The sequence below is a fragment of the Paenibacillus sp. PK3_47 genome (assembly GCF_023520895.1).
Taxonomy (GTDB): domain Bacteria; phylum Bacillota; class Bacilli; order Paenibacillales; family Paenibacillaceae; genus Paenibacillus_AQ.
This window is the reverse complement of record NZ_CP026029.1, coordinates 553,455-574,927: the sequence shown is the minus strand read 5'-3', so window position 1 is coordinate 574,927 and position 21,473 is coordinate 553,455. Positions and strand designations below refer to the sequence as shown.

At 52.3% G+C, this 21,473-nt stretch carries 23 protein-coding genes and 1 pseudogene; 20 read left to right on the top strand and 4 right to left on the bottom strand.

What is annotated here, in order from left to right; all coding sequences use genetic code 11:
- Nucleotides 1–30 precede the first annotated feature (30 nt).
- The 3 genes and pseudogenes from C2I18_RS02780 to C2I18_RS02770 all read left to right on the top strand — a co-directional run.
- Nucleotides 31–672 (top strand): annotated as a pseudogene (locus C2I18_RS02780) (metal ABC transporter ATP-binding protein); the annotation flags it as partial.
- A gap of 685 nt (nucleotides 673–1,357) precedes the next feature.
- Nucleotides 1,358–2,161 (top strand): metal ABC transporter permease, encoded by an 804-nt coding sequence (locus tag C2I18_RS02775; RefSeq protein WP_249899767.1) that lies wholly within the window; start codon nucleotides 1,358–1,360, stop codon nucleotides 2,159–2,161.
- Between the two features lie 54 nt (nucleotides 2,162–2,215).
- A complete protein-coding gene (locus C2I18_RS02770; RefSeq protein WP_249899766.1) occupies nucleotides 2,216–2,929 on the top strand; it encodes a cytochrome c biogenesis CcdA family protein in 714 nt (237 codons plus the stop codon).
- A 55-nt stretch (nucleotides 2,930–2,984) separates the two neighbouring features.
- On the opposite strand, the gene splB is transcribed toward C2I18_RS02770, so the two are convergent.
- Nucleotides 2,985–4,055, bottom strand: a complete 1,071-nt coding sequence (gene splB / locus C2I18_RS02765) for a spore photoproduct lyase (protein WP_481857912.1) — start codon at nucleotides 4,053–4,055, stop codon at nucleotides 2,985–2,987.
- Nucleotides 4,056–4,254: 199 nt separating this feature from the next.
- On the opposite strand from splB, the gene mntR reads away from it, so the two are divergent.
- The 3 genes from mntR to C2I18_RS02750 all read left to right on the top strand — a co-directional run bounded on the left by mntR (nucleotide 4,255) and on the right by C2I18_RS02750 (nucleotide 7,522).
- On the top strand, nucleotides 4,255–4,680 hold the full coding sequence (gene mntR / locus C2I18_RS02760) for a transcriptional regulator MntR (protein WP_249899764.1): 426 nt from the start codon (nucleotides 4,255–4,257) through the stop codon (nucleotides 4,678–4,680).
- A 184-nt stretch (nucleotides 4,681–4,864) separates the two neighbouring features.
- On the top strand, nucleotides 4,865–6,505 hold the full coding sequence (locus C2I18_RS02755; protein ID WP_249899763.1) for a family 10 glycosylhydrolase: 1,641 nt from the start codon (nucleotides 4,865–4,867) through the stop codon (nucleotides 6,503–6,505).
- A gap of 69 nt (nucleotides 6,506–6,574) precedes the next feature.
- A complete protein-coding gene (locus C2I18_RS02750; protein ID WP_249899762.1) occupies nucleotides 6,575–7,522 on the top strand; it encodes a patatin-like phospholipase family protein in 948 nt (315 codons plus the stop codon).
- Nucleotides 7,523–7,606: 84 nt separating this feature from the next.
- Here C2I18_RS02750 and C2I18_RS02745 read toward each other — a convergent pair whose 3' ends face one another.
- A complete protein-coding gene (locus C2I18_RS02745; protein ID WP_249899761.1) occupies nucleotides 7,607–7,948 on the bottom strand; it encodes a hypothetical protein in 342 nt (113 codons plus the stop codon).
- 7 nt (nucleotides 7,949–7,955) lie between these two features.
- Nucleotides 7,956–8,903 (bottom strand): DUF1385 domain-containing protein, encoded by a 948-nt coding sequence (locus C2I18_RS02740; protein ID WP_481857911.1) that lies wholly within the window; start codon nucleotides 8,901–8,903, stop codon nucleotides 7,956–7,958.
- A gap of 208 nt (nucleotides 8,904–9,111) precedes the next feature.
- On the opposite strand from C2I18_RS02740, the gene C2I18_RS02735 reads away from it, so the two are divergent.
- From C2I18_RS02735 to C2I18_RS02715, 5 genes are all read left to right on the top strand, one after another.
- Entirely contained in the window at nucleotides 9,112–9,603 is a 492-nt protein-coding gene (locus C2I18_RS02735) for a YqhR family membrane protein (RefSeq protein ID WP_249899759.1), read from the top strand.
- A gap of 74 nt (nucleotides 9,604–9,677) precedes the next feature.
- A complete protein-coding gene (locus tag C2I18_RS02730) occupies nucleotides 9,678–10,748 on the top strand; it encodes a M24 family metallopeptidase (RefSeq protein WP_249899758.1) in 1,071 nt (356 codons plus the stop codon).
- Between the two features lie 44 nt (nucleotides 10,749–10,792).
- The gene (gene efp, locus C2I18_RS02725; protein ID WP_249899757.1) at nucleotides 10,793–11,350 is read left to right on the top strand and encodes an elongation factor P; all 558 of its coding nucleotides are present in this window, start codon (nucleotides 10,793–10,795) and stop codon (nucleotides 11,348–11,350) included.
- A gap of 180 nt (nucleotides 11,351–11,530) precedes the next feature.
- Nucleotides 11,531–11,860 carry a four-helix bundle copper-binding protein gene (locus C2I18_RS02720; RefSeq protein WP_249899756.1) on the top strand — a complete coding sequence of 110 codons (330 nt, stop codon included), beginning with the start codon at nucleotides 11,531–11,533 and terminating at the stop codon, nucleotides 11,858–11,860.
- Nucleotides 11,861–12,079: 219 nt separating this feature from the next.
- On the top strand, nucleotides 12,080–13,333 hold the full coding sequence (locus tag C2I18_RS02715; RefSeq protein WP_249899755.1) for an aspartate kinase: 1,254 nt from the start codon (nucleotides 12,080–12,082) through the stop codon (nucleotides 13,331–13,333).
- Nucleotides 13,334–13,871: 538 nt separating this feature from the next.
- On the opposite strand, the gene C2I18_RS02710 is transcribed toward C2I18_RS02715, so the two are convergent.
- Nucleotides 13,872–14,738 carry a YitT family protein gene (locus C2I18_RS02710; protein WP_249899754.1) on the bottom strand — a complete coding sequence of 289 codons (867 nt, stop codon included), beginning with the start codon at nucleotides 14,736–14,738 and terminating at the stop codon, nucleotides 13,872–13,874.
- A 317-nt stretch (nucleotides 14,739–15,055) separates the two neighbouring features.
- Between C2I18_RS02710 and C2I18_RS02705 the strand changes: the two genes are divergently transcribed.
- The 9 genes from C2I18_RS02705 (at nucleotide 15,056) to C2I18_RS02665 (ending at nucleotide 21,342) form a co-directional block, all read left to right on the top strand.
- A complete protein-coding gene (locus tag C2I18_RS02705) occupies nucleotides 15,056–15,298 on the top strand; it encodes a YqhV family protein (RefSeq protein WP_249901985.1) in 243 nt (80 codons plus the stop codon).
- Nucleotides 15,299–15,381: 83 nt separating this feature from the next.
- The gene (gene spoIIIAA, locus C2I18_RS02700) at nucleotides 15,382–16,383 is read left to right on the top strand and encodes a stage III sporulation protein AA (protein ID WP_249899753.1); all 1,002 of its coding nucleotides are present in this window, start codon (nucleotides 15,382–15,384) and stop codon (nucleotides 16,381–16,383) included.
- Entirely contained in the window at nucleotides 16,376–16,894 is a 519-nt protein-coding gene (spoIIIAB, locus tag C2I18_RS02695) for a stage III sporulation protein SpoIIIAB (protein ID WP_249899752.1), read from the top strand. Before spoIIIAA ends, spoIIIAB begins: the two co-directional genes overlap by 8 nt.
- 13 nt (nucleotides 16,895–16,907) lie before the next feature.
- Nucleotides 16,908–17,111: a stage III sporulation protein AC gene (gene spoIIIAC / locus C2I18_RS02690; RefSeq protein ID WP_020426549.1), complete on the top strand. Its 204-nt coding sequence runs from the start codon at nucleotides 16,908–16,910 to the stop codon at nucleotides 17,109–17,111.
- 9 nt (nucleotides 17,112–17,120) lie between these two features.
- Nucleotides 17,121–17,510 (top strand): stage III sporulation protein AD, encoded by a 390-nt coding sequence (gene spoIIIAD / locus C2I18_RS02685; protein WP_249899751.1) that lies wholly within the window; start codon nucleotides 17,121–17,123, stop codon nucleotides 17,508–17,510.
- 48 nt (nucleotides 17,511–17,558) lie between these two features.
- Nucleotides 17,559–18,797: a stage III sporulation protein AE gene (spoIIIAE, locus tag C2I18_RS02680; protein WP_481857867.1), complete on the top strand. Its 1,239-nt coding sequence runs from the start codon at nucleotides 17,559–17,561 to the stop codon at nucleotides 18,795–18,797.
- A gap of 58 nt (nucleotides 18,798–18,855) precedes the next feature.
- Nucleotides 18,856–19,638 (top strand): stage III sporulation protein AF, encoded by a 783-nt coding sequence (gene spoIIIAF, locus C2I18_RS02675; RefSeq protein ID WP_249899750.1) that lies wholly within the window; start codon nucleotides 18,856–18,858, stop codon nucleotides 19,636–19,638.
- Nucleotides 19,639–19,693: 55 nt separating this feature from the next.
- Entirely contained in the window at nucleotides 19,694–20,338 is a 645-nt protein-coding gene (spoIIIAG, locus tag C2I18_RS02670) for a stage III sporulation protein AG (protein WP_249899749.1), read from the top strand.
- Between the two features lie 71 nt (nucleotides 20,339–20,409).
- Nucleotides 20,410–21,342, top strand: a complete 933-nt coding sequence (locus C2I18_RS02665; protein ID WP_249899748.1) for a SpoIIIAH-like family protein — start codon at nucleotides 20,410–20,412, stop codon at nucleotides 21,340–21,342.
- Nucleotides 21,343–21,473: the final 131 nt, after the last annotated feature.

Here is a 21,473-nt window from a genome sequence, read left to right as displayed (position 1 = left end):
TCTAACCTGAACTACACCGTGAAGGAGCGGGATTTCCTGGGCATTATCGGCTCCAACGGTGCAGGCAAAACGACTTTGATGAAAATGATCGTCGGCCTGCTGCCCCCGTCCAGCGGGGACATCAAGCTGTTCGGCCAATCCGTGCGCAAATTCAAGGATTGGGAACGGATCGGTTATGTCCCGCAGAAAAATGCCTTTAATCCTCTGTTCCCGGCAACGGTCCGTGAGGTTGTGCTGTCCGGATTGTACAATAACAAAAACCTGATCCGCCGGGTGTCCAAAGCCCAGCACCGCCAGTGCGACGATGCGCTGGAAGTGATGCGGATTCAGGATATCGCCGAGAAAAGAGTCGGCCAGCTGTCCGGCGGCCAGCAGCAGCGTGTGTTTCTGGCGCGTGCGCTGATCAATCATCCGGATCTTCTGATTTTGGACGAACCTACCGTCGGGATCGATGCCGAGACACAGGCCGGATTCTTTGACCTTATCTTCCACATGCACGCCCATCACCATATGACGTTCCTGATGGTGTCGCATGATCTGGAAATGATCAAGAGCTACTTGGGCAACGAGCCTGTGCAGCGTAACGGCAAAATCAACTTTTACAGCCGCCACTCCCATGACGCGCAAAACTGTGCCGCTGAGGATCTGCAGCATACACTGGCCGAGGTGTAGAAGAGCTGCACAGGGGTTATGGTATGATTGGCAGGGCCTTTGCGTTTCGGCACTTTGTTGCTTCGGGTACGCGCGGTTTGGAGTAATAACTGCATTCTCTACAATTAAAACTAACTAATCTTCACATCTGCAGCCTTTAATTGCACTTCGTACACGTATATTCGCCAAAAGTGGAGCATTCGCCCTTATCTCACGCAAATAGCTGTACGAAGTGCAGCTATCCCGCGAAGATAGCCTTTTTTGGCTGATATAATTGCACGAAGTGCAATTATATCGCCGATCTAATAGCGATCGCCGATCGCTTACCGCAAAGATAGCCTTTTATTGTTGATATATTTTTTTGGTTGATATTTTTTTGGTTGATATTTTTTTGGTTGATATAATTTTAGGCTGATATCATTGCACGGAGTGCAATTATATCGCCGATCCAAGACGATCACCGATCGCTTCCGCTTATATTTCGCTTTGTTCTTGACTTTGTTTCTTGTCTTCTAAGTCCGCACTAAAGTCAAGCGTGTCCCTGTAAGGGACGTAAGCGGTCATTGCACGCATCATTCTAGATACCAGTTTTCGTTCCTCCTGCGCCAGTTGCACTTAACGGGTGTCCAGAGGGCAGAGCCCTTGGGGCCCTCCCTTGGAAGGGAGGGTTTGGGAGGGATCGAAAATGTTAAGGAGATAATCAATCTTGGAAATTCTATTCAGTGACTTTTTTCAGCGGGCGCTTGCGGGCGGGCTGATGATTGGCATTACTGCGCCGCTTATAGGCGTTTTTCTTGTGTTAAGACGCCTTTCCATGATCGGCGATACGCTGGCCCATGTGACCATTGCCGGGGTGGCCCTCGGGTTCCTTACCGGCTTTTATCCGCTTGGAGCCGGACTGATTTTCGCGGTAGCAGCCTCCTTTGCCATAGAGAAGCTGCGCAAAGCGTACAAAAGCTACGCCGAGCTGTCCATCGCAATTATTATGTCAGGCGGGGTGGCGCTGGCCTCACTCTTTTTCACCCTCGGCAAGGGGTATAATGCGGATGTTATGAGCTACCTGTTCGGCAGCATTTATACACTTAACAATATGGATTTAATTGTAGTAGGGCTGGTGACCATTGCGGTGGTTGTAGTCGTTACGCTGTTCTTCAAAGAATTTTTTCTGCTCAGCTTTGAAGAGGATGCCGCCAGTGTCAGCGGATTGCCGGTGAAGCTGCTCAATATGCTGATCACGGTGCTGACCGCGCTGGTCATCAGTACGGCGATCAAGATTGTAGGCTCACTGCTGGTATCCGCGCTCCTGACCATTCCTGTGGCCATCAGCCTGCTGCTCTCGCGCAGCTTCAAGTCATCGGTCATCCTGTCCGTCGTGATTGCGGAAATCGCCGTTGTCGGCGGGCTTGTAGTGGCAGGCGTATGGAACCTCGCTCCGGGGGCCACGATTGTACTGCTGCTGATCGCTCTATTAACTCTAACTTTGATCGGTAAAAAAGGTCTGCCTGCATAAACAAACCTGACAAGAAGTAGTGATTCTTAAGTCCGGAAGGAGTGCTGCTTGCGAATGTCCAATCTGAATGCAGGAATCGCTTTTGCCGCCGGGGTGGCGTCGTTTATCTCGCCTTGCTGTCTGCCGCTCTATCCGTCCTATTTATCGTATATTACCGGTTTGTCCGTCCAAGAGTTAAAAAGCGGAAGCAACAGCAAAGAGGTCCGGTTCCGGACCCTTTCGCATACGCTGGCTTTTATCCTGGGCTTTTCTGCGGTATTCTATACCCTCGGCTTCGGGGCAGGACTGTTCGGGGAATTTTTTAACGGCCAGCGGGATTTGATCCGGCAGCTTTCAGCCATTCTGATCATCGTGATGGGACTGTTCCTGCTGGGAATTTTTCAGCCGCAGTTTCTGATGCGTGAACGCAAGCTGGATCTGAAATGGAAGCCGGCGGGATATGCGGGCTCGTTCATTTTTGGCATCGGCTTTTCCGCGGGCTGGTCACCGTGCATCGGACCGATTCTGACGGCGATTATTGCGTTATCAGCCAGTGACCCCGGCACCTGGTTCACCTTGATTACAGCTTACAGCATCGGGTTTGCACTGCCGTTCTTCATGCTCGCCTTTTTCCTGGGCGGGGCGCGGCGGATTCTGAAATACTCTAATGCACTGATGAAAGCTGGCGGTGTGCTGATGGTATTGATGGGCATTCTGCTGTTCACGGATCAGATGTTCCGGATTACCATATGGCTGCAGGGAATCACGCCGGATTGGCTGATCTTTTGATACTTAGAACAAGTGAAAATCAGAGAAGCCCCGCCATTAGCGGGGCTTTTCTGATTTAAGTAAAGTAATCGATGCCGGCTTCCGGAAAATGCTCAAAGATCCGCTCGGTGATATACTCCCGCAGGGCGGTCTGCTGTTCATCGGGGTAGACATATTTATTCTGCCCCCAGCGGCCCCATTTCTTTTTGCGCTTCTCGATATCCATCTCCAGCTTCGATTTCGGATACCGCTTCTCGATGACAGCCTTGGCTGTTTTGGTGAACCGGTGCTGGATCATTTCAAAGGTCAGCCCTTTACCTGTACCGGGAGGCAGTGACTTCGCCAGCTTGGACAGCAGTTCCCCGTAACCTTCTTCCCAGCCGTCATGCCAGATAATTGGAGCGATGATGAAGCCGAGCGGGTAACCAGCCCGGGCAATTTTGCCGGCCGCTTCAATCCGTTCCTCAAAACGGGCCGTGGCGGGCTCGAAGTTTTTGATGACATAATCGGCATTAATACTGAAGCGGACCCGCGTATGCCCGTTATGCTTCAGATCAAGCAGCGGTTCGACATGCTGGTATTTGGTTACAAAACGCAGGCGCCCCAGCGGCTGACCGGCCATGAAGGTTATGAGTTCAGCAAGCGAGCCGGTAATATGCTCAAGGCCAAGAGGGTCGGAAGTACAGGCGGCTTCAAAGGTCGTAATTTCGGGTGCGCGCTCATCGATATATTTTTTGGCAGCATCCATAACATCCCCCGTATTTACATACACCCGGATATAGGGCTTGGCACCAAGCGTTGTCTGGAGGTAGCAGTAATGGCAGTGTCCCATGCAGCCGGTGGCAATCGGAATGGCATAATCCGCAGAAGGCTTGGACTGGTCAAAAGTCAGTGTTTTGCGCAGGCCGACGACCAGCGTTCTTTTGGCAATTTTGTACTGCTCCAGCTCGGTCTCTCCGGGAAGATTGGTAATCCGGTTATGCGAAGTAGTCATCCGGTAAGGGATATTTTGTGCCTTCACCCATTCCATAATTTGTAACCCTTTGGGATAATTAAGCGCATCCGGCTCGAAAAAAACCAGCTCAGGAATGAACAGTGCGGTCGGCTTTTTCGGCTTTCGGGCTGAGGGGCGTTCAGGTGCTGAGATTGTCATGATTCACGCTCCTTTTCAGAAGGGGATGCTGCTATTGTGCCGTAATAAAGGCGTGCCGAACCGTGGTAAACATCGCTAACACAGCTGTTGTCTTTCCTACAAGGACTTGCCAAGGAGCAACAGAAACATGTATCATTGTTAGAGCAAGGTTAGCCCCCGGCGCCATGTTATTATAGAAAAGAGGTAAACTTGAATGCCAACACCCAGCATGGAGGATTATTTGGAGCGCATATACAAGCTTATAGACGAGAAGGGTTATGCGCGTGTCTCAGATATAGCCGAGGGACTGGAAGTGCACCCCTCCTCTGTGACCAAGATGATCCAAAAACTGGATAAGGACGAATATCTCATCTATGAGAAATATCGTGGGCTTGTCCTAACCAACAAAGGAAAAAAAGTGGGTAAACGTCTTGTTGACCGTCATGAGCTGCTGGAGGAATTCCTCGGCCTGATCGGAGTACAGCAGGAACATATCTATAAGGATGTCGAAGGGATCGAGCATCACCTGAGCTGGGATTCCATTACGCGGATCGAAACGCTGGTGGAGTATTTCCGCCGGGACGAAGCACGCCTGCAGACACTGTATGATATTCACCACGAACTGGTCAGTGATTCCTAAATTGAAGCAGTTTTTGCGCGGATTACCGCAACCTTTCCAGTTTTTTTACGTCAAAACGGATACCGTCCTTTTTTTGGATAGACTCCGTTTATGAGAAAACGGCCGTCTCCCTTACCAGAGGATGAGAGGGCCGTTTCTTTTTTTTGCATCACAACTATTAAAATGTACAACCTGGGGAGGAACTATGAATTATCGCAAATGGATGTTGGGTTTACTGGTATTCGTCTTATGTCTGCCAATCTGGTCCACCGGAGCACAGGCTGCTGCGGCCGTCAGGATTACGATTGAGCTGGACGGCACGGCAGTGAATAGTGATGTGCCGCCTTACATTACGCCTTCCAACGTAACTATGGTTCCGGTCGGTGTCATCAGCCAGGGGCTTGGCGCTGCGGTTCAGTGGGATCAGGCCAGCAGGACTGCGACGATCAGCAAAGGGGATACCGTGCTGAAGCTGACCAACGGCCGGACAACCGCGCTGGTAAATTCGGCTTCCGTCCGGCTCGACACCTCGGTTCAAATTTCCCGGGGGCGGGTGATGGTGCCGCTTCGTTTTGTGAGCGAGCAGCTGGGGCTGCAGGTCGTCTGGAACCAGGCGGCGAAGCATATTGCGCTGTACTCTAATATAGAGATCAAGGATCCGTCGGCTCCGGCAGTACCGGCCCTGCCTGCAGTGCCTACGCCGAGTGTTCCTTCGGTGCCCAGCGTTCCGGGAATCAAGACCGGCAAAGCGATGAAGGGAGCGTGGATCTCCACGGTTTTTAACCTGGACTGGCCGTCCGCTTCCTCAGCAGGCGATGAGACCAAGCAGAAGAAGGAATTCGACAGCATGCTGGACAAGCTGCAGGCTATCGGCTACAATGCCGTGTTCGTGCAGGTAAGACCCTCTGCAGACAGTCTGTATTCTTCCCAGCTTGTACCCTGGTCCAAAGTGCTGACAGGCACCCAGGGCAAGGACCCGGGCTATGATCCGCTGGAATACATGGTCAGTGCAGCCCACCAGCGCGGCCTGGAGTTTCATGCCTGGTTCAATCCATTCCGTGCAACAACCGATGCCAGTACTGCAAACCTTGCAGGCAACCATGTGGCCAAAGCTCATCCGGAGTGGATTGTAAAAGCGGAGAACAAGCTGTACATAAATCCGGGCATTCCGGAGGCGCGCCAGCATATCATCGATACGGTGATGGAGGTTGTCCGGGGCTATGAAATCGACGGTGTTCATCTCGATGATTACTTTTATCCCTCCGGCAGCTTTGCGGATGATGCGGCATACAAGACGTACAATACCAATGGGATTACCTCCAAAGGGGACTGGCGCCGAGACAACATCAATGAATTTATCCGCCAGCTCGGAGAGGAAATTCATGAGATCAAGCCCAAAGTGTCTTATGGTGTAAGTCCTTTCGGTGTATGGCGCAATAAAAAGGCTGACAGCACGGGCTCGGATACAACGGCTGGCGTATCTGCTTACGACGACATGTACGCAGATACCCGCACCTGGATCAAGGAAGGGTGGATCGATTATATTGCCCCGCAGATTTACTGGAGCCTCTCCTTCGGCGCAGCCCGCTATGACAAGCTCGTCGACTGGTGGGTGAAGGAGGTTCAAGGTTCGGGGGTAGACCTGTATATCGGCCTTGCCGCTTATAAGGTCGGAGCAAGTGACCAGAAAGCGGAATGGCAGAGCGGTGAGCAGATCATCAACCAGCTGAAATATAATGACAAATACGCTGAAGTGGAAGGCAGCATTATGTTCCGTGCCAATGATATCGTGGTCCGCAATCCGTTCGGGCTGGCCGGCTTATTGACGTTCTATTTTAAATCTTAAAAAGTCATGAATGAACCCCCGTGTTCATAGATAAGCAATAGAATCTATGGAACGGGGGATTGCTGTGTTATGGAGATTAATGCGGTGTTTGAAGGCGGCGGCATCAAAGGAATTTCGCTTGCAGGAGCAGTGAAGGGGACGGAGCAGGCCGGACGCACCTTCAGCAGGGTAGCCGGGACCAGTTCAGGCTCAATTATTGCCTCCCTGCTGGCGGCAGGCTATGACGGTGAAGCCATGAGCCGGATCATCAGGAACACCTCTTTTACATCATTCCTGAAGCGGGGAGTATTGTACAATACGGCTGTCGTCGGGCCTGCGCTAAGGGTACTGATCAAAAAAGGGCTGTACTCGGGAGAGGCGTTTGAAGCCTGGATCCGGGATTTGCTGCGGGAAAAGGGGATCGTTACGTTCAGTGATCTGCCGAAGGGCAAGCTGTCGATTATTGCATCGGATATCACTAACGGGAGGATTGTTGTCCTGCCGGATGATCTGGAGGACTACGGGTTCTCTCCCGGAGAGTTTGAAGTGGCCAAAGCCGTGCGTATGAGCTGCAGTATTCCGTATTTCTTTGATCCGGTTATGCTGCGTTTGAACGGGAAGGCCTCCAACGGGAAATCGTTCACAGAGCAGTTCGTGTATTTTGTCGACGGCGGTCTGCTGAGCAATTTTCCGTTATGGCTGTTCGAAGAGAAAGCGGATGGCTTCAAATCTCCCGGACGCAAAATCCCGACAGTCGGCTATCAGCTGATCGGAAAGACGGCGCCTCAGCCCCACAGGATCACCGGGCCGTTCAGCATGCTTCAGGCACTGGTAGGCACAATGCTGTCTGCGCATGATGAGCGATACATTGAGACCGAAAAGTTCGTGCGCACTGTCAAAATTCCGACACTCGGAATACCGACTACAAGATTTCATATTTCTGCGGAGCTGAGCGAGGAAATGTATGCTGCCGGATTCAGGGCAGGGGAGGAGTTCTTCAAAAATTGGCGGCCCGAGCATAGGCAGCATGGATTATAAGTATATAAAAAAAGGCATCCGCCACATTGGATACAGTGGAGGATGCCTTTTGACGTCTAGCGCGTATGCCTTCCGGCGACGGGACTAATGATATTTGGGATATTGATCATCATTCTTGCCTTTACTGCCCTCAATGACCTGAAACGGGTAGGTTTTGCGTTTGCCTGGAGCAGGCTGGGCCTTGCGGACCCCGGCTACCTTGGACATTGTTTTCTGGGAAGGCTTAACCTTCGTTCTTGAACCGCCGGGACCGCGTCTCCGATCCTTCATGATCAGCTTATAACCAAGAAGCAGAAGACCAAACATCAGGGCAATCGGGAGAATCTCCCAGAAGAGCCATTCGAATCCGTACAGCATAATTCCGGATACTACACCGAATACTGCAAGACAAACGGAAATCCAAAAAATCAAAGCATGCCTGATCATAGGCCACTCATCCTTTCGCTGGATCCAATATGCCGCCTGATACATTTGCTTCTGTATATCCTCTTGCTTCGATTGCGGCATCAAGCTCCCGCATCCGGTTAAATGAGGCGATGGAGACTTCAACCATCTCATCCTTGGGCTCCTTGGTAGTAAGCAGCTGCAGCCACAGTCCCGGATAACCCAAGTATTTCAGAACCGGAATATCACGGACGGCATTGGTGCCCTTCAGGACTTCAAAGGATACGCCCATAACAACCGGAAGCAGAATAATCCGCTGCAGCACGCGCTGGGTAAGATTATCCCAAGGAACAACAGAGTAAATCACCACGCCAAGCACGATGGTCAGCATCATAAAGCTGCTTCCGCAGCGGTAGTGCAGACGGCTGTACTTCTGGACGTTCTCTACAGTCAATTCTTCGCCGGCTTCAAAAGCGCTGATGACTTTATGTTCAGCACCATGATATTGGAACAGGCGTTTGATTACAGGCGTCTGTGAGATGGCAAACAAATAAATGAGAAGAAGAATGAGTTTGATTGCGCCTTCTACGAGATTGTGCAGCACATAGCCCTCAAACGCATTGCCGAACAAGAAATCTTCAACAAATACGGGGACGAGCGTAAACATAACCTTACCGAATAAAAAGGAGAGAATACCCATGACCGCGACACCGAAAATCATCGCAAGGCTCCAGCCTTCTTCCTTCTTCTTGTCCTTCTCTTTCTGTTTGGCGTATTCCTCCGGCTCTGTCTCATCCTCGGCATAGGACTCCGCGGAATAATTGAGGTGCTTCGAGCCTTTGGCACTGGAATCTATAAGACTGACAATGCCGCGAAGCAGCGGAATCTTGCGCAGTTTCATGACCCAGCGCTTATCGCTTCTCGGCACCTCCAAAAATGTAATTTCCTGATTCTTGCGTCTAACGGCCGTTACGTTGACATGCTTGCCGCCGAACATAACGCCTTCAATGACGGCTTGGCCGCCGTAACTGGGAGTTTCCTGGGACAACCAATTCACCTTCCCGTTTATTAATATAATTTATATAAACCATTGTAACTAATTTATGGCCACATTGCTAGTTGGATTGCCTTTTCCTGTGCATACTATCACCAAGAGTGCAGAGATCAGGCACAGTAGTTCAACTATGTGAAAGTGAGGCAGTATAATGGGTAAAAATATTAAGCAAACATCGCATCACACCAACCCCTTGTTTTTCGCCATTGAACTCGGCATTTTTGCCGGGCTGATCTGGGGGGGTATCCGCTGGCTGATGTACGCCCTGCATTTTACGAAGGTTGTTCCCGGATTTCTGGCCGAGCCGTTTTTCCGGCATGATTTTCTGCTGACCGCAGCAGGACATCTGGTCGGTTATCTGTTTTTTATCGTATTCTCGGTGGCGGCGTCGCTGCTGTACGTGCTGGTATTCCGCAAGCTGAAGGGCCCCTGGCCCGGCATGATTTACGGTGTGCTCTGGTGGGCGGCCATCTTCCTTGCAGGATCATGGCTTTTTCTGCAGCAGCCGATGTTCAGGCTCCCGTGGAACACGGTAACGAGCGAATTTTGCCTCTTTTTATTGTGGGGATTATTCATCGGGTACACGGCGTCTATTGAATACACGGATGAACGGAAACGGGAACAGCGGACAAAGCTTGCCTGACAGCCCGAAAAAACTTCTCAATGGCATGACCCTATGTTAAAATACAATGTGGCTATTTCGAGAGGAGAATGAAAATGGGCAACAAGCGTATCTCCAAGCTGCGTACGGTTTTGCAGGAACAGGGATTGGAAGCGATGTTAATAACCAGCGGCATTAACCGCCGCTATTTGAGCGGCTTTACCGGCTCCTCCGGGTATGTACTGGTTACTGGTGATGAAAGCTATCTGCTGACCGACTTCCGGTATATGACCCAGGCAGCTGAGCAGGTGAACGGCCTTAAGGTTGTTCAGCACGGCACTAAATTCATTGACACGGTCCGCGAGCTGCTCCCGCAGGGCGGCAAAGTGCGTGTAGGCTTCGAACAGGATGACGTAACCTTCAGCGCATACACAGCGTATGCAGCAGCTCTTGCGCCGGCGGAACTCGTTCCGGTATCCAAAGCAGTCGAGAACCTGCGTATGTACAAAGATGAGGATGAGCTGGCTGTGATGCAGCGGGCGGCGGATCTGGCGGATGCCACCTTCAGCCATATCCTGAATGTGATCAAGCCCGGCATGACCGAGCGCGATGTCGATCTGGAAATGGAATTCTACATGCGCACCCATGGCGCTACTTCTTCATCGTTTGACACGATTGTGGCATCCGGCGAACGTTCCGCCATGCCGCATGGCGTAGCAAGCAGCAAAGTGATCGGGAACAACGAATTCGTAACCTTCGATTTCGGTGCGCTGCTTGACGGCTACTGCTCGGATGTGACCCGCACCATTGCGCTGGGAACACCCGATCCGAAGCTTAAGGAAATCTATGACATTACGCTTGAGGCCCAGCTGCACACGCTGGCGAACATCAAACCGGGCATGACCGGACGTGAAGCTGACGCACTGGCGCGCGACATTATTACCCGTTACGGCTATGGAGAGTATTTCGGCCACAGCACAGGGCATGGTCTCGGTATGGAGGTACATGAATGGCCGCGGCTGTCCAAGCTTGCTGACGAGATTCTGGAGCCGGGAATGGTGGTTACCGTTGAGCCGGGGATTTATCTGTCGGGACTTGGCGGCGTACGGATTGAAGACGATATTGTAATTACCGAGAGCGGTATTACGCTTCTGACGCATTCGTCCAAAGATTATCTGGTATTGTAATACCGCTTCATCATGTAAATTAGACGATCCAGGAGGGATTTTTAGTGATTTCAGTTAACGATTTTAAAACAGGCTTGACCGTAGAGGTAGAAGGAGATATTTTTACAGTTCTTGATTTCCAGCACGTAAAACCGGGTAAAGGTGCAGCATTTGTCCGTTCCAAGCTGAAGAACCTGCGTAACGGCAACACCGTTGAGCGTACGTTCCGTGCCGGAGAAACCATTGGCCGCGCGATCATCGAAAACCGTGGTGTGCAATACCTGTACGCCAGCGGTTCCGAGCATGTATTCATGGACAACGAAACTTACGACCAGTTCGAGCTGACTGAAAAGCAGCTGGAGTGGGAGCTTAACTTCCTGAAAGAAAACATGACCGTGAACATTGTCAGCTACCAGGGCGAAATCCTCGGGATCAACCTGCCTACGAGCGTTGAGCTGAAGGTTACGGAAACCGAGCCGGGCGTAAAAGGCAACACCGCTCAAGGTGCTACCAAAGCGGCTACAGTTGAGACCGGCCTGACTGTTCAGGTTCCGCTCTTCATCAACGAAGGCGACGTTCTCCTGATCGATACCCGTGAAGGTAAATACATCTCCCGCGCGTAGTTGTCCACCCGGAATCCGGCGTTTTCAAGCACTGCCTCCCTGCATATGCAGCGGAGGTTTTTTTGTTGTGCAGCAGGAAATGGGACTCCAATGATTTGAATTAGGTTTGGTATATACTCCTGGGGGGTATATATTCAATGAAGCGATTTACCTAAATACACCGTTAAGGAGTTGGATTTCATGTCTCAAGAACACATTCAAGCCTGTATTGAAGCCTGCCAACAGTGTATGACTGCCTGTATCCGGTGTTACTCCGCCTGTCTGAAAGAAGACAACCTGGATATGATGAAGGAGTGTATCCGGCTGGACCGAGAATGTGCTGATATTTGTGAATTTGCTGCGAAAAGCATGTCGGCAGATGCTGCCTACAGCCGTGAATTATGCCGTTTGTGCGCTGAAGCCTGTGAGCGCTGCGGTGATGAATGCAGCAAACATGAAGCTGAGCATTGCCGCGTGTGTGCCGAAGCTTGTTATGCTTGCGCCAAATTATGCCGTTCGATGGCCGCTTAAACGGATGATGCTGAACACGATAACTGGCATGAATGCAAAAGGTTCTCTTTTAAAGGGAACCTTTTTTTCTGAAAATTCTGGAAGAAGACAAGTTTCCCGAAATTTCAGCGGACTTTTTTCTGAAACTATTAACGCTTCATGTGAATTTCGTATTATACTGGGGTAAAGCGTTAAACCAAATTCAAGCTACATAGAGCGAAATAGGGAGTGAATGGAACTTTGTCACTTTATGTCATGAAATTCGGAGGAAGCTCCGTCGGCGACATTGAACGAATGAAAAGAGTTGCGAAACGTATCGCAGACAAGCAGGATGAAGGCCACCGCTGCGTTGTGGTCGTATCCGCTATGGGAGATACCACGGATGATCTGATCGATCAGGCGAAGGCGCTGAATGAACAGCCGCCGGCCCGTGAAATGGATATGCTGATGACTACCGGAGAGCAGATCTCTGTGGCGCTTTTGTCGATTGCGCTGCACGGGATCGGCCGTGATGCCGTTTCTTATACCGGCTGGCAGGCGGGCTTCCGCACAGACGAAACCCATGGCCGGGCCCGCATTAATGAAATTGTTCCGCGCCGGGTGCTGGAAGCCCTGGAACGCGAACAGATCGTGATTGTGGCCGGATTCCAGGGAATGACCCTGGACGGCGAGATTACGACCCTGGGCCGCGGAGGCTCGGATACAACAGCGGTCGCACTGGCGGCGGCAATCAAGGCGGATGTCTGCGAAATTTATACCGATGTGGACGGCATTTATTCCACTGATCCCCGTATTGTGAAGACTGCGCGCAAGCTGAAGGAAATCTCCTATGACGAGATGCTGGAGCTGGCCAATCTGGGTGCAGCGGTACTTCACCCCCGTGCAGTTGAGTATGCCAAGAGATATCAGGTGAAGCTGGTCGTCAGATCGAGCTTTAATCATAATGAAGGTACTGTTGTGAAGGAGGAAGCAAGCATGGAGCAGGGAGTAGTAGTTAGCGGTATTGCATATGACAAGAACGTGGCGCGGATCAGTATTCTGGGAGTTCCGGATCTGCCGGGGGTACTTGCCCAGGTGTTCGGCAAGCTGGCTTCCGAAGGCGTTGACGTGGATATTATCGTACAGAGCGGTGTTCAGAACGGCAAGGCTGATTTCTCCTTTACCGTGGCGCTGAGCGATCTGGCGCGGGCCCAGGAAGTCATTGAAGGACTGCACAGCGAGCTGCCTTATGATGAGGTAACTTCGGAAGACAACCTCGTCAAGGTTTCGATCGTCGGAGCAGGCATGGTCAGCCATCCGGGTGTGGCGGCACAGATGTTCGAAGTGATCTCAAGCCAGGGCGTCAGCATCAAAATGGTCAGCACCTCTGAGATCAAGGTATCCTGTGTTGTGGAATCCGGCAATCTGCAGCAGATCATTCAGGCGCTGCACACTGCTTATAACCTGGATACAGAGGAGCAGGCTTTCGTCGGGGGTCCCAAGGACCGCCGTTAGGATTTGTTTAAAGGGGCTGACCCTAAGCCATTAGATGGCATGGGGTCAGCTCTTTTTTGTCTTCGAGCAGGATATGCCTGGGCACATTTAATAGACGCTCCGCGAACGGAGCGTCCACCCAAGTACAGACTTACATCTTACACCATACCAAGGGGGCATCCCAAACAGCCATTCCATGGCTTTTGTTGGGACACCCTATTATTTATGGGGCATGTTATATGAGGCATGTTACATGTTAATGGAGGAATGTCATCCGGGGAACGAATGCAGAATAAGCTAAATGGAATTTCTCCACCTAATTTCAGGCAGAATGACTGAATTACAGTATTAGTGGGAAAACCTCCGCTTAAATGTATTGGATTAGCCTCCAAAGGTATGTATCCGCTGAAATAACGGGAGGTTTTCCAACTAATTATCCAAAAAGCTCTAAAAGAATATAATTAGATGGAGAAAATCCAACTACATTCACAGCACCCTTGCTGAAGCAGTCCACAACCTTCTAATTGCAGATATAAGCAGATAAATCAGCACGTACCCCCTAAGTAAGCCTTCTGAATCTCCCCAGTATTTCCACCGTTTCCAGCACGTTGACAAAAGCCTTCGGGTCCGTCTCGAGAATGGATCTTCGTAATTCAGCCAGCTCGTAGCGTGTCGTTACGGTCATCAGCATCGTATTCCCTTCATGGCTGTAACCGCCCTCCGCATTGACAACAGTAACGCCATGGGGCAGGAGCGTCAGGCGGCTCAGCATCTTGTCGCGTTCCTTGGTCACAATAAAGCAGGTCAGCTTCACATGGCGGATGTGGATCAGGTTGATGACCCGGCTTTTGACAAAAATACAGAGCATGGCGTAGAGGGCGGAGTCCCAGCTTTTGAAGAAACCGAGACTTAGAATAACCAGGCCGTCCATCACGAAGAGCACTGTGCCCATAGGAATATCGCGTTTGCGTGTAATGATAGAGCCTAATATATCAAATCCCCCGGAAGATCCTCCCGCACGCAGCGAAAAGCCTACCCCGGCTGCAATGATCACCCCGCCGAAAATACTGGCCAGAATCGGGTCCTTTGTCAGCTTCACCAGCGGAATGACCGTCAGGAACCAGGTGGTGGCAACGACGGACAGCATGCTTAAGCAGATGTATTTTTTACCTACGGCAATGAAGCCCCAGATCAGGATTGGAAGATTGATGGCGAAATAAAAGAGCGATATATATTTAGGATTGCTCAAATAACCGATGATAGAGGCCGTCCCCGCAACACCGCCGCTGAGCAGCTGATGAGGAATGAGGAACAGCCTGAGCCCGCAGGCCACAAGAAAAGCGGAAAATATGATAACTGCTACATCCCTGATCCCCTTGGCTGCATTCCCCGAAGTAAGAGGCACTACGATATTACGAACTTGCATGGTCCATTCCCCTTTTTATGAAGTCTTCATAATGATGGCCCGCTTAGTTTAACCATCCGCAGGCACAACTATTTTCCACTCTGTCAGGCATAAAGTGCAAAATTAATTTTATCATACTGATGATATTTTTTTATAGAGGGATTCACTATGATTTCTTTCACACTGTTTTTCCGGTAAGTGCAGCAGGTTCTGTTGTCTAAAGTGGGCCAGTTCCGCATATCCATGGATAACGGCATTTTTTCTGCGGAAAATGGGCTGGAGACAGGCAGTAGACTTGTAAAAAGGAGTTGAGCAGATTGGACAAGTATGTAAGCTGGATGGCGGTGCTGCGGCTGCTCTCGGGCAGTGTGGAGATTACCGCTGCACTGATTATGCTGCGGCTGAACCAGGTCGATAAAGCGCTGGCGGTCAATTCCGGGCTGGCTCTGGTCGGACCGACAATTCTGATACTGACGACAGCGGTCGGCCTGAGCGGAATGGCCGCGCAGCTCTCATGGGGCAAGATTGGCTGGATCGCCTGCGGGGTTGCCTTTCTCTTAATCGGAATTCTGAAAAAATGATAGATGATAGTCATAAAGTCCGCGTACAAGCATAAATATGGAATAAAGCTATTAAAGTAGAGTTCAGCTTGGGGGTACTCTGTATGGCTCATGATTGGCTTTTATTGTTTCCCGAGAAAGTAAGAGCGCTGCTGAGGGGGCTTCCCGTCCTGCTTCTGGACAAGGTGGAAGAGATCCGTGTCCGCGAGGGACGTCCGCTGGAAGTCAACTACTCAGGGAAATACCATTTTCTCTGCAGTGACGGCAGCATGACGCAAAGCCCCGGTGAAGCGTACAAGCCAAACCGGGAGGATACACACCGGCTGCTGGACCTGATCAGCAACCATTCGCTTTATACGATGGAAGAAGAGCTGCGCAAAGGCTTTATTACCATCCCCGGCGGGCACCGGATCGGCCTCTCCGGCCGGACTGTACTCAGCGGCGGAGGCGTGGAGCATCTGCGGGATATTACCGGCTTCAACGTCCGGATTGCCCGGGAGATGCCGGGACTGGCCGACAGCATCCTCCCTTACCTGGTGGACAGGAGCAAGCAGAGGATCATGCATACGCTGATCCTCTCGCCGCCGCAGCATGGCAAGACTACGCTGCTGCGGGACCTCGCCAGGCAGATTTCATCGGGCAGCCGTTCCGGACGCGACGGCAGCCGCCCCGGTCTGAAGGTAGGCATCGTGGATGAACGCTCCGAGATCGCCGGCAGCAGGCGCGGCATTCCGGCCTTTGACGTCGGGCCGCGGACGGATATCCTTGACGGCTGTCCCAAAGCGGAAGGGATGATGATGATGATCCGCTCCCTGTCACCGGATGTGCTGATTGCTGATGAAATCGGCCGGCCGGAGGATGCTGCGGCGGTGACCGAAGCGCTGCATGCCGGAATCACCGTCGTGGCCTCGGCCCACGGCAAGGAAGTGGCCGAGCTGGCCCGCAGGCCGGGGCTGGGCGGCCTGATGGAGCACCGGATGTTTGAACGCTATGTCATCCTGCACCGGGCAGAAACCGGCCTCTCCTTCCGCATTCTGGACGGACAGAAGCGGGGGATGCTCCAGATGGTGCCGGAGGATCAGGCGGGGAGTGACCGCCATGCTTAAGCTGTTCGGAGCCGTATTGATCGTGCTTGCCGGTACACTCGCCGGATTCGTCCGGGCTGCCCAGTATGCAGACAGGCCCCGGAATATCAGAGGTCTTATTGCAGCGCTGCAGCGGCTGGAAACTGAAATCCAGTACGGGTATACACCGCTGCCGGAAGCGCTCCGCCGGATCGGGCAGCAGTCGAAGGAACCGCTGAGGTCCTTTTTCACCACTGCGGCTGAAGAGATGAGCCCGCCGCTGGACCGCAGCGCCGAGGAGGCCATTCAGCGGGCGATGGAGGCCCATTTCAGATCCGCTGCCCTGAAGGGTGCGGAGAAGGAAATTCTGCGGCAGCTCAGCTGCACGCTCGGCACCAGTGACAGGTCGAATCAGAGCACGCATATTTCGCTGGCTTTGCAGCAATTGAAGCAGGAGGAGACAGCGGCCAGGGAGGATCAGGGCAAGTATGAAAAGATGAGCAAAAGCCTGGGGCTGCTGCTTGGGGCATTGATCGTCATTTTGATCTTTTAGCGAGGTGCCAGGAATGAATATTGAAGTCAACGCGATCTTTCAGATTGCCGGCATAGGCATCATTATCGCCATGATTCACACAGTCCTGAAGCAGATGGGCAAAGAAGATATCGCCCATTGGGTGACCATTGTGGGATTTATCATCGTGCTGTTTATGGTCATCCGCATGCTGGACGGGCTGCTTCAGGAAATCAAAACCATTTTTCTCTTTCAGTAGGACGGCCTTATGGAAATCATTCAGGTAGTAGGAATTGGTCTCTTGTCAACAGTGCTGATCCTCGTACTTAAGGAACAAAAGCCGATGTTCGCGTTTCTGCTGACCACCGGAGCCGGGATTCTGATCTTCCTGTTTCTCATCGGCAAAATCGGTACGGTGCTGGGCACGCTTGAGCGGGTGGCGGAATCATCGGGAATGGAAATGATCTACATTAAAACCGTGTTCAAAATCATCGGCATCTCCTATATTGCAGAATTCGGTGCCCAGATCGTGCGCGACGCCGGACAGGAATCGATCGCTTCCAAAATCGAGCTTGCCGGCAAGGTGCTGATCATGGTGCTGGCGGTGCCGATCATCAGCATTATTATCGAAACCGTGATGAAGCTGCTTCCCGCCTAAAGGATGCGGTACAAGCAGGAATACCTGAGTGGGACAGGAGGAAGGATCGTGCATGAGCGCTGTGTTTTCCGGCCGCCAAAAATAAAAAGACTCCTGCTGCTCCTGCCTTTTCTGGTGTTCCTGTGCCTGGGAGGTACAGCTTCGGCAGCATCCGGGGCCTCACTCCCGCAGGCTTCCGGAGACAGCTCATCACCTGTGGACGGATGGGTCAGGGGACAGATGCAGAACCTGCCGACAGACGGTGTGGAATCTTACTGGGACCAGCTGATGAAGGAGTACGGCGGATTTTTCCCGGATGGAAAAACCCCGGCACTGATGGATATGCTGCTTCCCGGCGATGATGGACTCAGCTTCAAAAGTGTACTGGCCGGTCTCGGTTCCTACATGTGGCACGAAGTGCTCTATAACGGCAAGCTGCTGGTCACGATTGTGATGGTCAGTGTGCTGAGCATGATTCTGGAGACGCTGCAGACCGCTTTTGAACGGAAGGCAGTCAGCAAAATTGCCTACATGCTCTGTTACATGGTGGTGCTCGTCATCGCCGTCAACAGCTTCAATATCGCCATGGGCTATGCCAAGGATGCCATTGACCGGATGATCGATTTCATGATGGCGATGATCCCGCTCCTGTTCGCGCTTCTCGCCTCCATGGGCAACATCGTTACCGTCTCGGTCACGCATCCGCTGATTGTATTTATGATCCATACCGTCGGTACGCTCATCCACACGATCGTGTTCCCGCTGCTGTTCTTCTCGGCGGTGCTGCATCTGGTGAGCGCGATGTCGGAGAAATACAAGCTGACCCAGCTGGCCAACCTGCTGCGCAATATCGGTGCCGGACTGCTGGGAGTGCTGCTGACTGTTTTTCTCGGCGTGATCTCGGTCAGGGGCATTACGAGCTCGGTTACTGACGGGGTAACAATCCGCGCCGCCAAATATATTACAGGCAATTTCGTGCCGGTCATCGGCAAAATGTTTGCGGATGCCACCGATACGGTCATCTCGGCTTCGCTCCTGGTCAAGAATGCCATCGGGCTCTCGGGAGTCATCATTATATTGTTTCTCTGCGCGTTCCCGGCGATCAAAATCCTCGTGCTGGCGCTGATCTACAACGTGGCCGCTGCAGTCATGCAGCCGCTGGGCGAAACGCCGATTGTGTCCTGCCTGCAGACGATCGGCAAGAGCATGATTTACGTGTTCGCCGCACTCGCCGCCGTCTCGCTGATGTTCTTTCTGGCTGTCACGATCATGCTGACCGCAGGCAATGTCACGGTGATGATGAGGTGAAGCCTTTTACAAGAGCAGGCAAAGTGAATGAATGAAAAGGATCTTTTAGGAGGTTACCATGACCTGGTTAGGCGGATGGCTGCGGGAGCTCATTCTGGTGGTGCTGATGGCCGCCTTTGTGGAAATGCTGCTTCCGGGAAAGTCGATGGAGCGTTATGCCAGGCTTGTGCTCAGCCTGCTGGTCCTGCTCACCATGCTGAGTCCCATCATCTCCCTGCTGAAGGGCGATGCCGCCGCAGAGCTGAAGCTGGCACTGGTGCAGCAGGACCAGAATGGCGGCCTGCTTGGCGGGGCCGGACAAGGCGCCGGTTCACTGGAGAAGATTCTGGCTGACGGCCGGATGCTGGCAGCAGGAGCCAGGGAGCAGAGCCTGCAGCTGGCGGCAGAGGAGGTGGCAGGACAGATGCGCGAGCAAATTGCGGCAAGCACTGGAGTTCAGGGAGTAAAAGTTACAGTGAAGCTGGGTGTAGGAAAAGTCCCGGGAACCGGAGGCAGCGAGGAAGTCCCTGTTATATCAGCGGTAAATGTGATCCTTCAGGACCCGGATGCTGCTGCGGACTCCAGCGTGGACGCTGGAATCCCGTCTTCCGCAGATCCCCCTGCAGAGCCGATCGTCATACAGCCAGTAGAGCCTGTTCAGGTGAGGCTGGGTGCAGGAAATGCAGGAACGGAGAAGCGGGAGGATTCATCTCCGGCTTCGGCAGGTTCCGGAAACGGGCTGGAGGATAAGGCAGCAGCCGCCGAAGCACAGTCTGTCATCCGGCTGCTTGAGCAGAACTGGAATCTGGACCCTGATGTTATACAGGTGCAGAACGCCGGCTCCGGTACAGTGAAGTCGTAACTGTCGAGTCAGAGAATAAGGCATACCTTCGGATAACTGGGGAGGGATAGGAAGCATGGGCAATTGGCTGAAAAAACTGGAGCAGTGGGCAGGAGGCGGAGCCGGCGGAAGTGCGAAGAGGAGTCATGTTTTCCGCTGGCTGATCATTGTGGGGCTGCTGGGGGTGGCGATCATGCTGTTCAACTCCTTTGTCAATGTCAAAAAGCTGGACAGCGAGAATACGGGGCGGGAGCCGCCGGCCGCTGAGTCTGCACAGGCTGCGCTGCAGCAGGGGGAGAGCCCGTCTCCCGGTTCATTTGATGGTATAGAGCAGGCGATGGAAGACCGCACCAAGGAAATTCTGGAGAAAATTGTAGGCGTCGGCACCGTCGATATTATGGTTACGGTAGATTCGACAGAGGAAATTGTAGTGGTCCGCAATATGAATGATTCCCAGCAGCAGAGCGAAGAAACCGACGCCAGCGGCGGTAAACGCCATACTACCCAGTACACAAGGGATGGCGAGATTGTCACCTACAGCCAGTCGGGAGACGAGACACCGATCATTACGAAACGCATTAAGCCGCAGATCCGGGGCGTCCTTGTTGTTGCGAAAGGCGCGGAGAACAAGGTGGTCCGGGGGCTGATTGAAGAGGCCGTCGAGCGGGGGCTGAACGTACCGGGCCACCGCATTTCCGTAGTCCCGCGCAAGCAGGAATGATACCAGGTGAAGCTTCCCGGAAAGTGTATCTGAAGTGAGGCAAGGAGTATAAATTTGAGGAGGAATTGGTAATGAAGGGCAAAAGACAAACGATCTGGTTAGTATCCATGCTCAGTCTGATGGTGGTGCTCTCTGCTTACTACTTATTTACCGAGGATTCAGGAACTTCAATTCCGCAGGAAACGGCGGGCAGCATCCAGGTGGACACTGTAAAAGACGGGGCCGGCAACAGTGATGCAGCCGTGCTCGACAGCGGACTGGTCATTAATGAAGTCGATACTCAGGACGCGCTCACCACTGATGCTGATACTGAAGCAGCGGCAGTCACAGGCGAAAGCAGTGATAATACGGCTGCAGAAGACAGCAGTGCAGCTGCTGTAACGGAAGACCCTGCAGCGGCAGTAACAGAGGACAGCAGCGCGGCATCTGACGGCAGCACGGAAGCTGACAGCAGCACTACAGCTGACAGTGGCGCTGCAGCCGGCAGCAAGGATACGGCAGCTGCGGACACCAATACCGGAAAGCCTGCAGCTACGGACTCCGGAAGTGCTGCCGCAGACAAGGATAGCTCCGCGGCAGCTGATGCAGAAGAACCGGCAAAAGGCGATGAAGAAATCCTGAAAGAGGTAGCCGCACAAAGCGCTTCCGCAAGCAGCCTGTTCAACAATTATGAGTACGAACGCGAGCAGCAGAACCTGAAGAACTACAACGATCTTCTTGCCCAAATCAATGATATGGAGAAGACGCCTGCCGAGAACGCAGCTGCCCATGAGCAGCTCAGCAAGCTTGAGGAAAAAGAATCCAAAATCAGCGACATTGAAGTGAAGCTGCAGCAGAAATACGGGGAAGCAATCGTGAAGGAAGAAACCGGAAATGCTTATACTGTAGTGGTGATGAGCGAGAAGCTGGATGTGAAGCAGGCGGTAGGCATCGTGGATATGGTAATGAAGGAACTGAGTGTTACGCAGGACAAAATCAGAGTCCAATATGTTTCAGCACAATAAGAAACATGCGGATAACAGCATAAAATGCCGAAAGAGCGCGGGCGCTGCCCGGGCTCTTTCCATTTCGTTCGTTTGTGATATAATACATAAAGTTATCTTGGAAAAGCTGCGTAAGTTCCGGTCGCCATTTA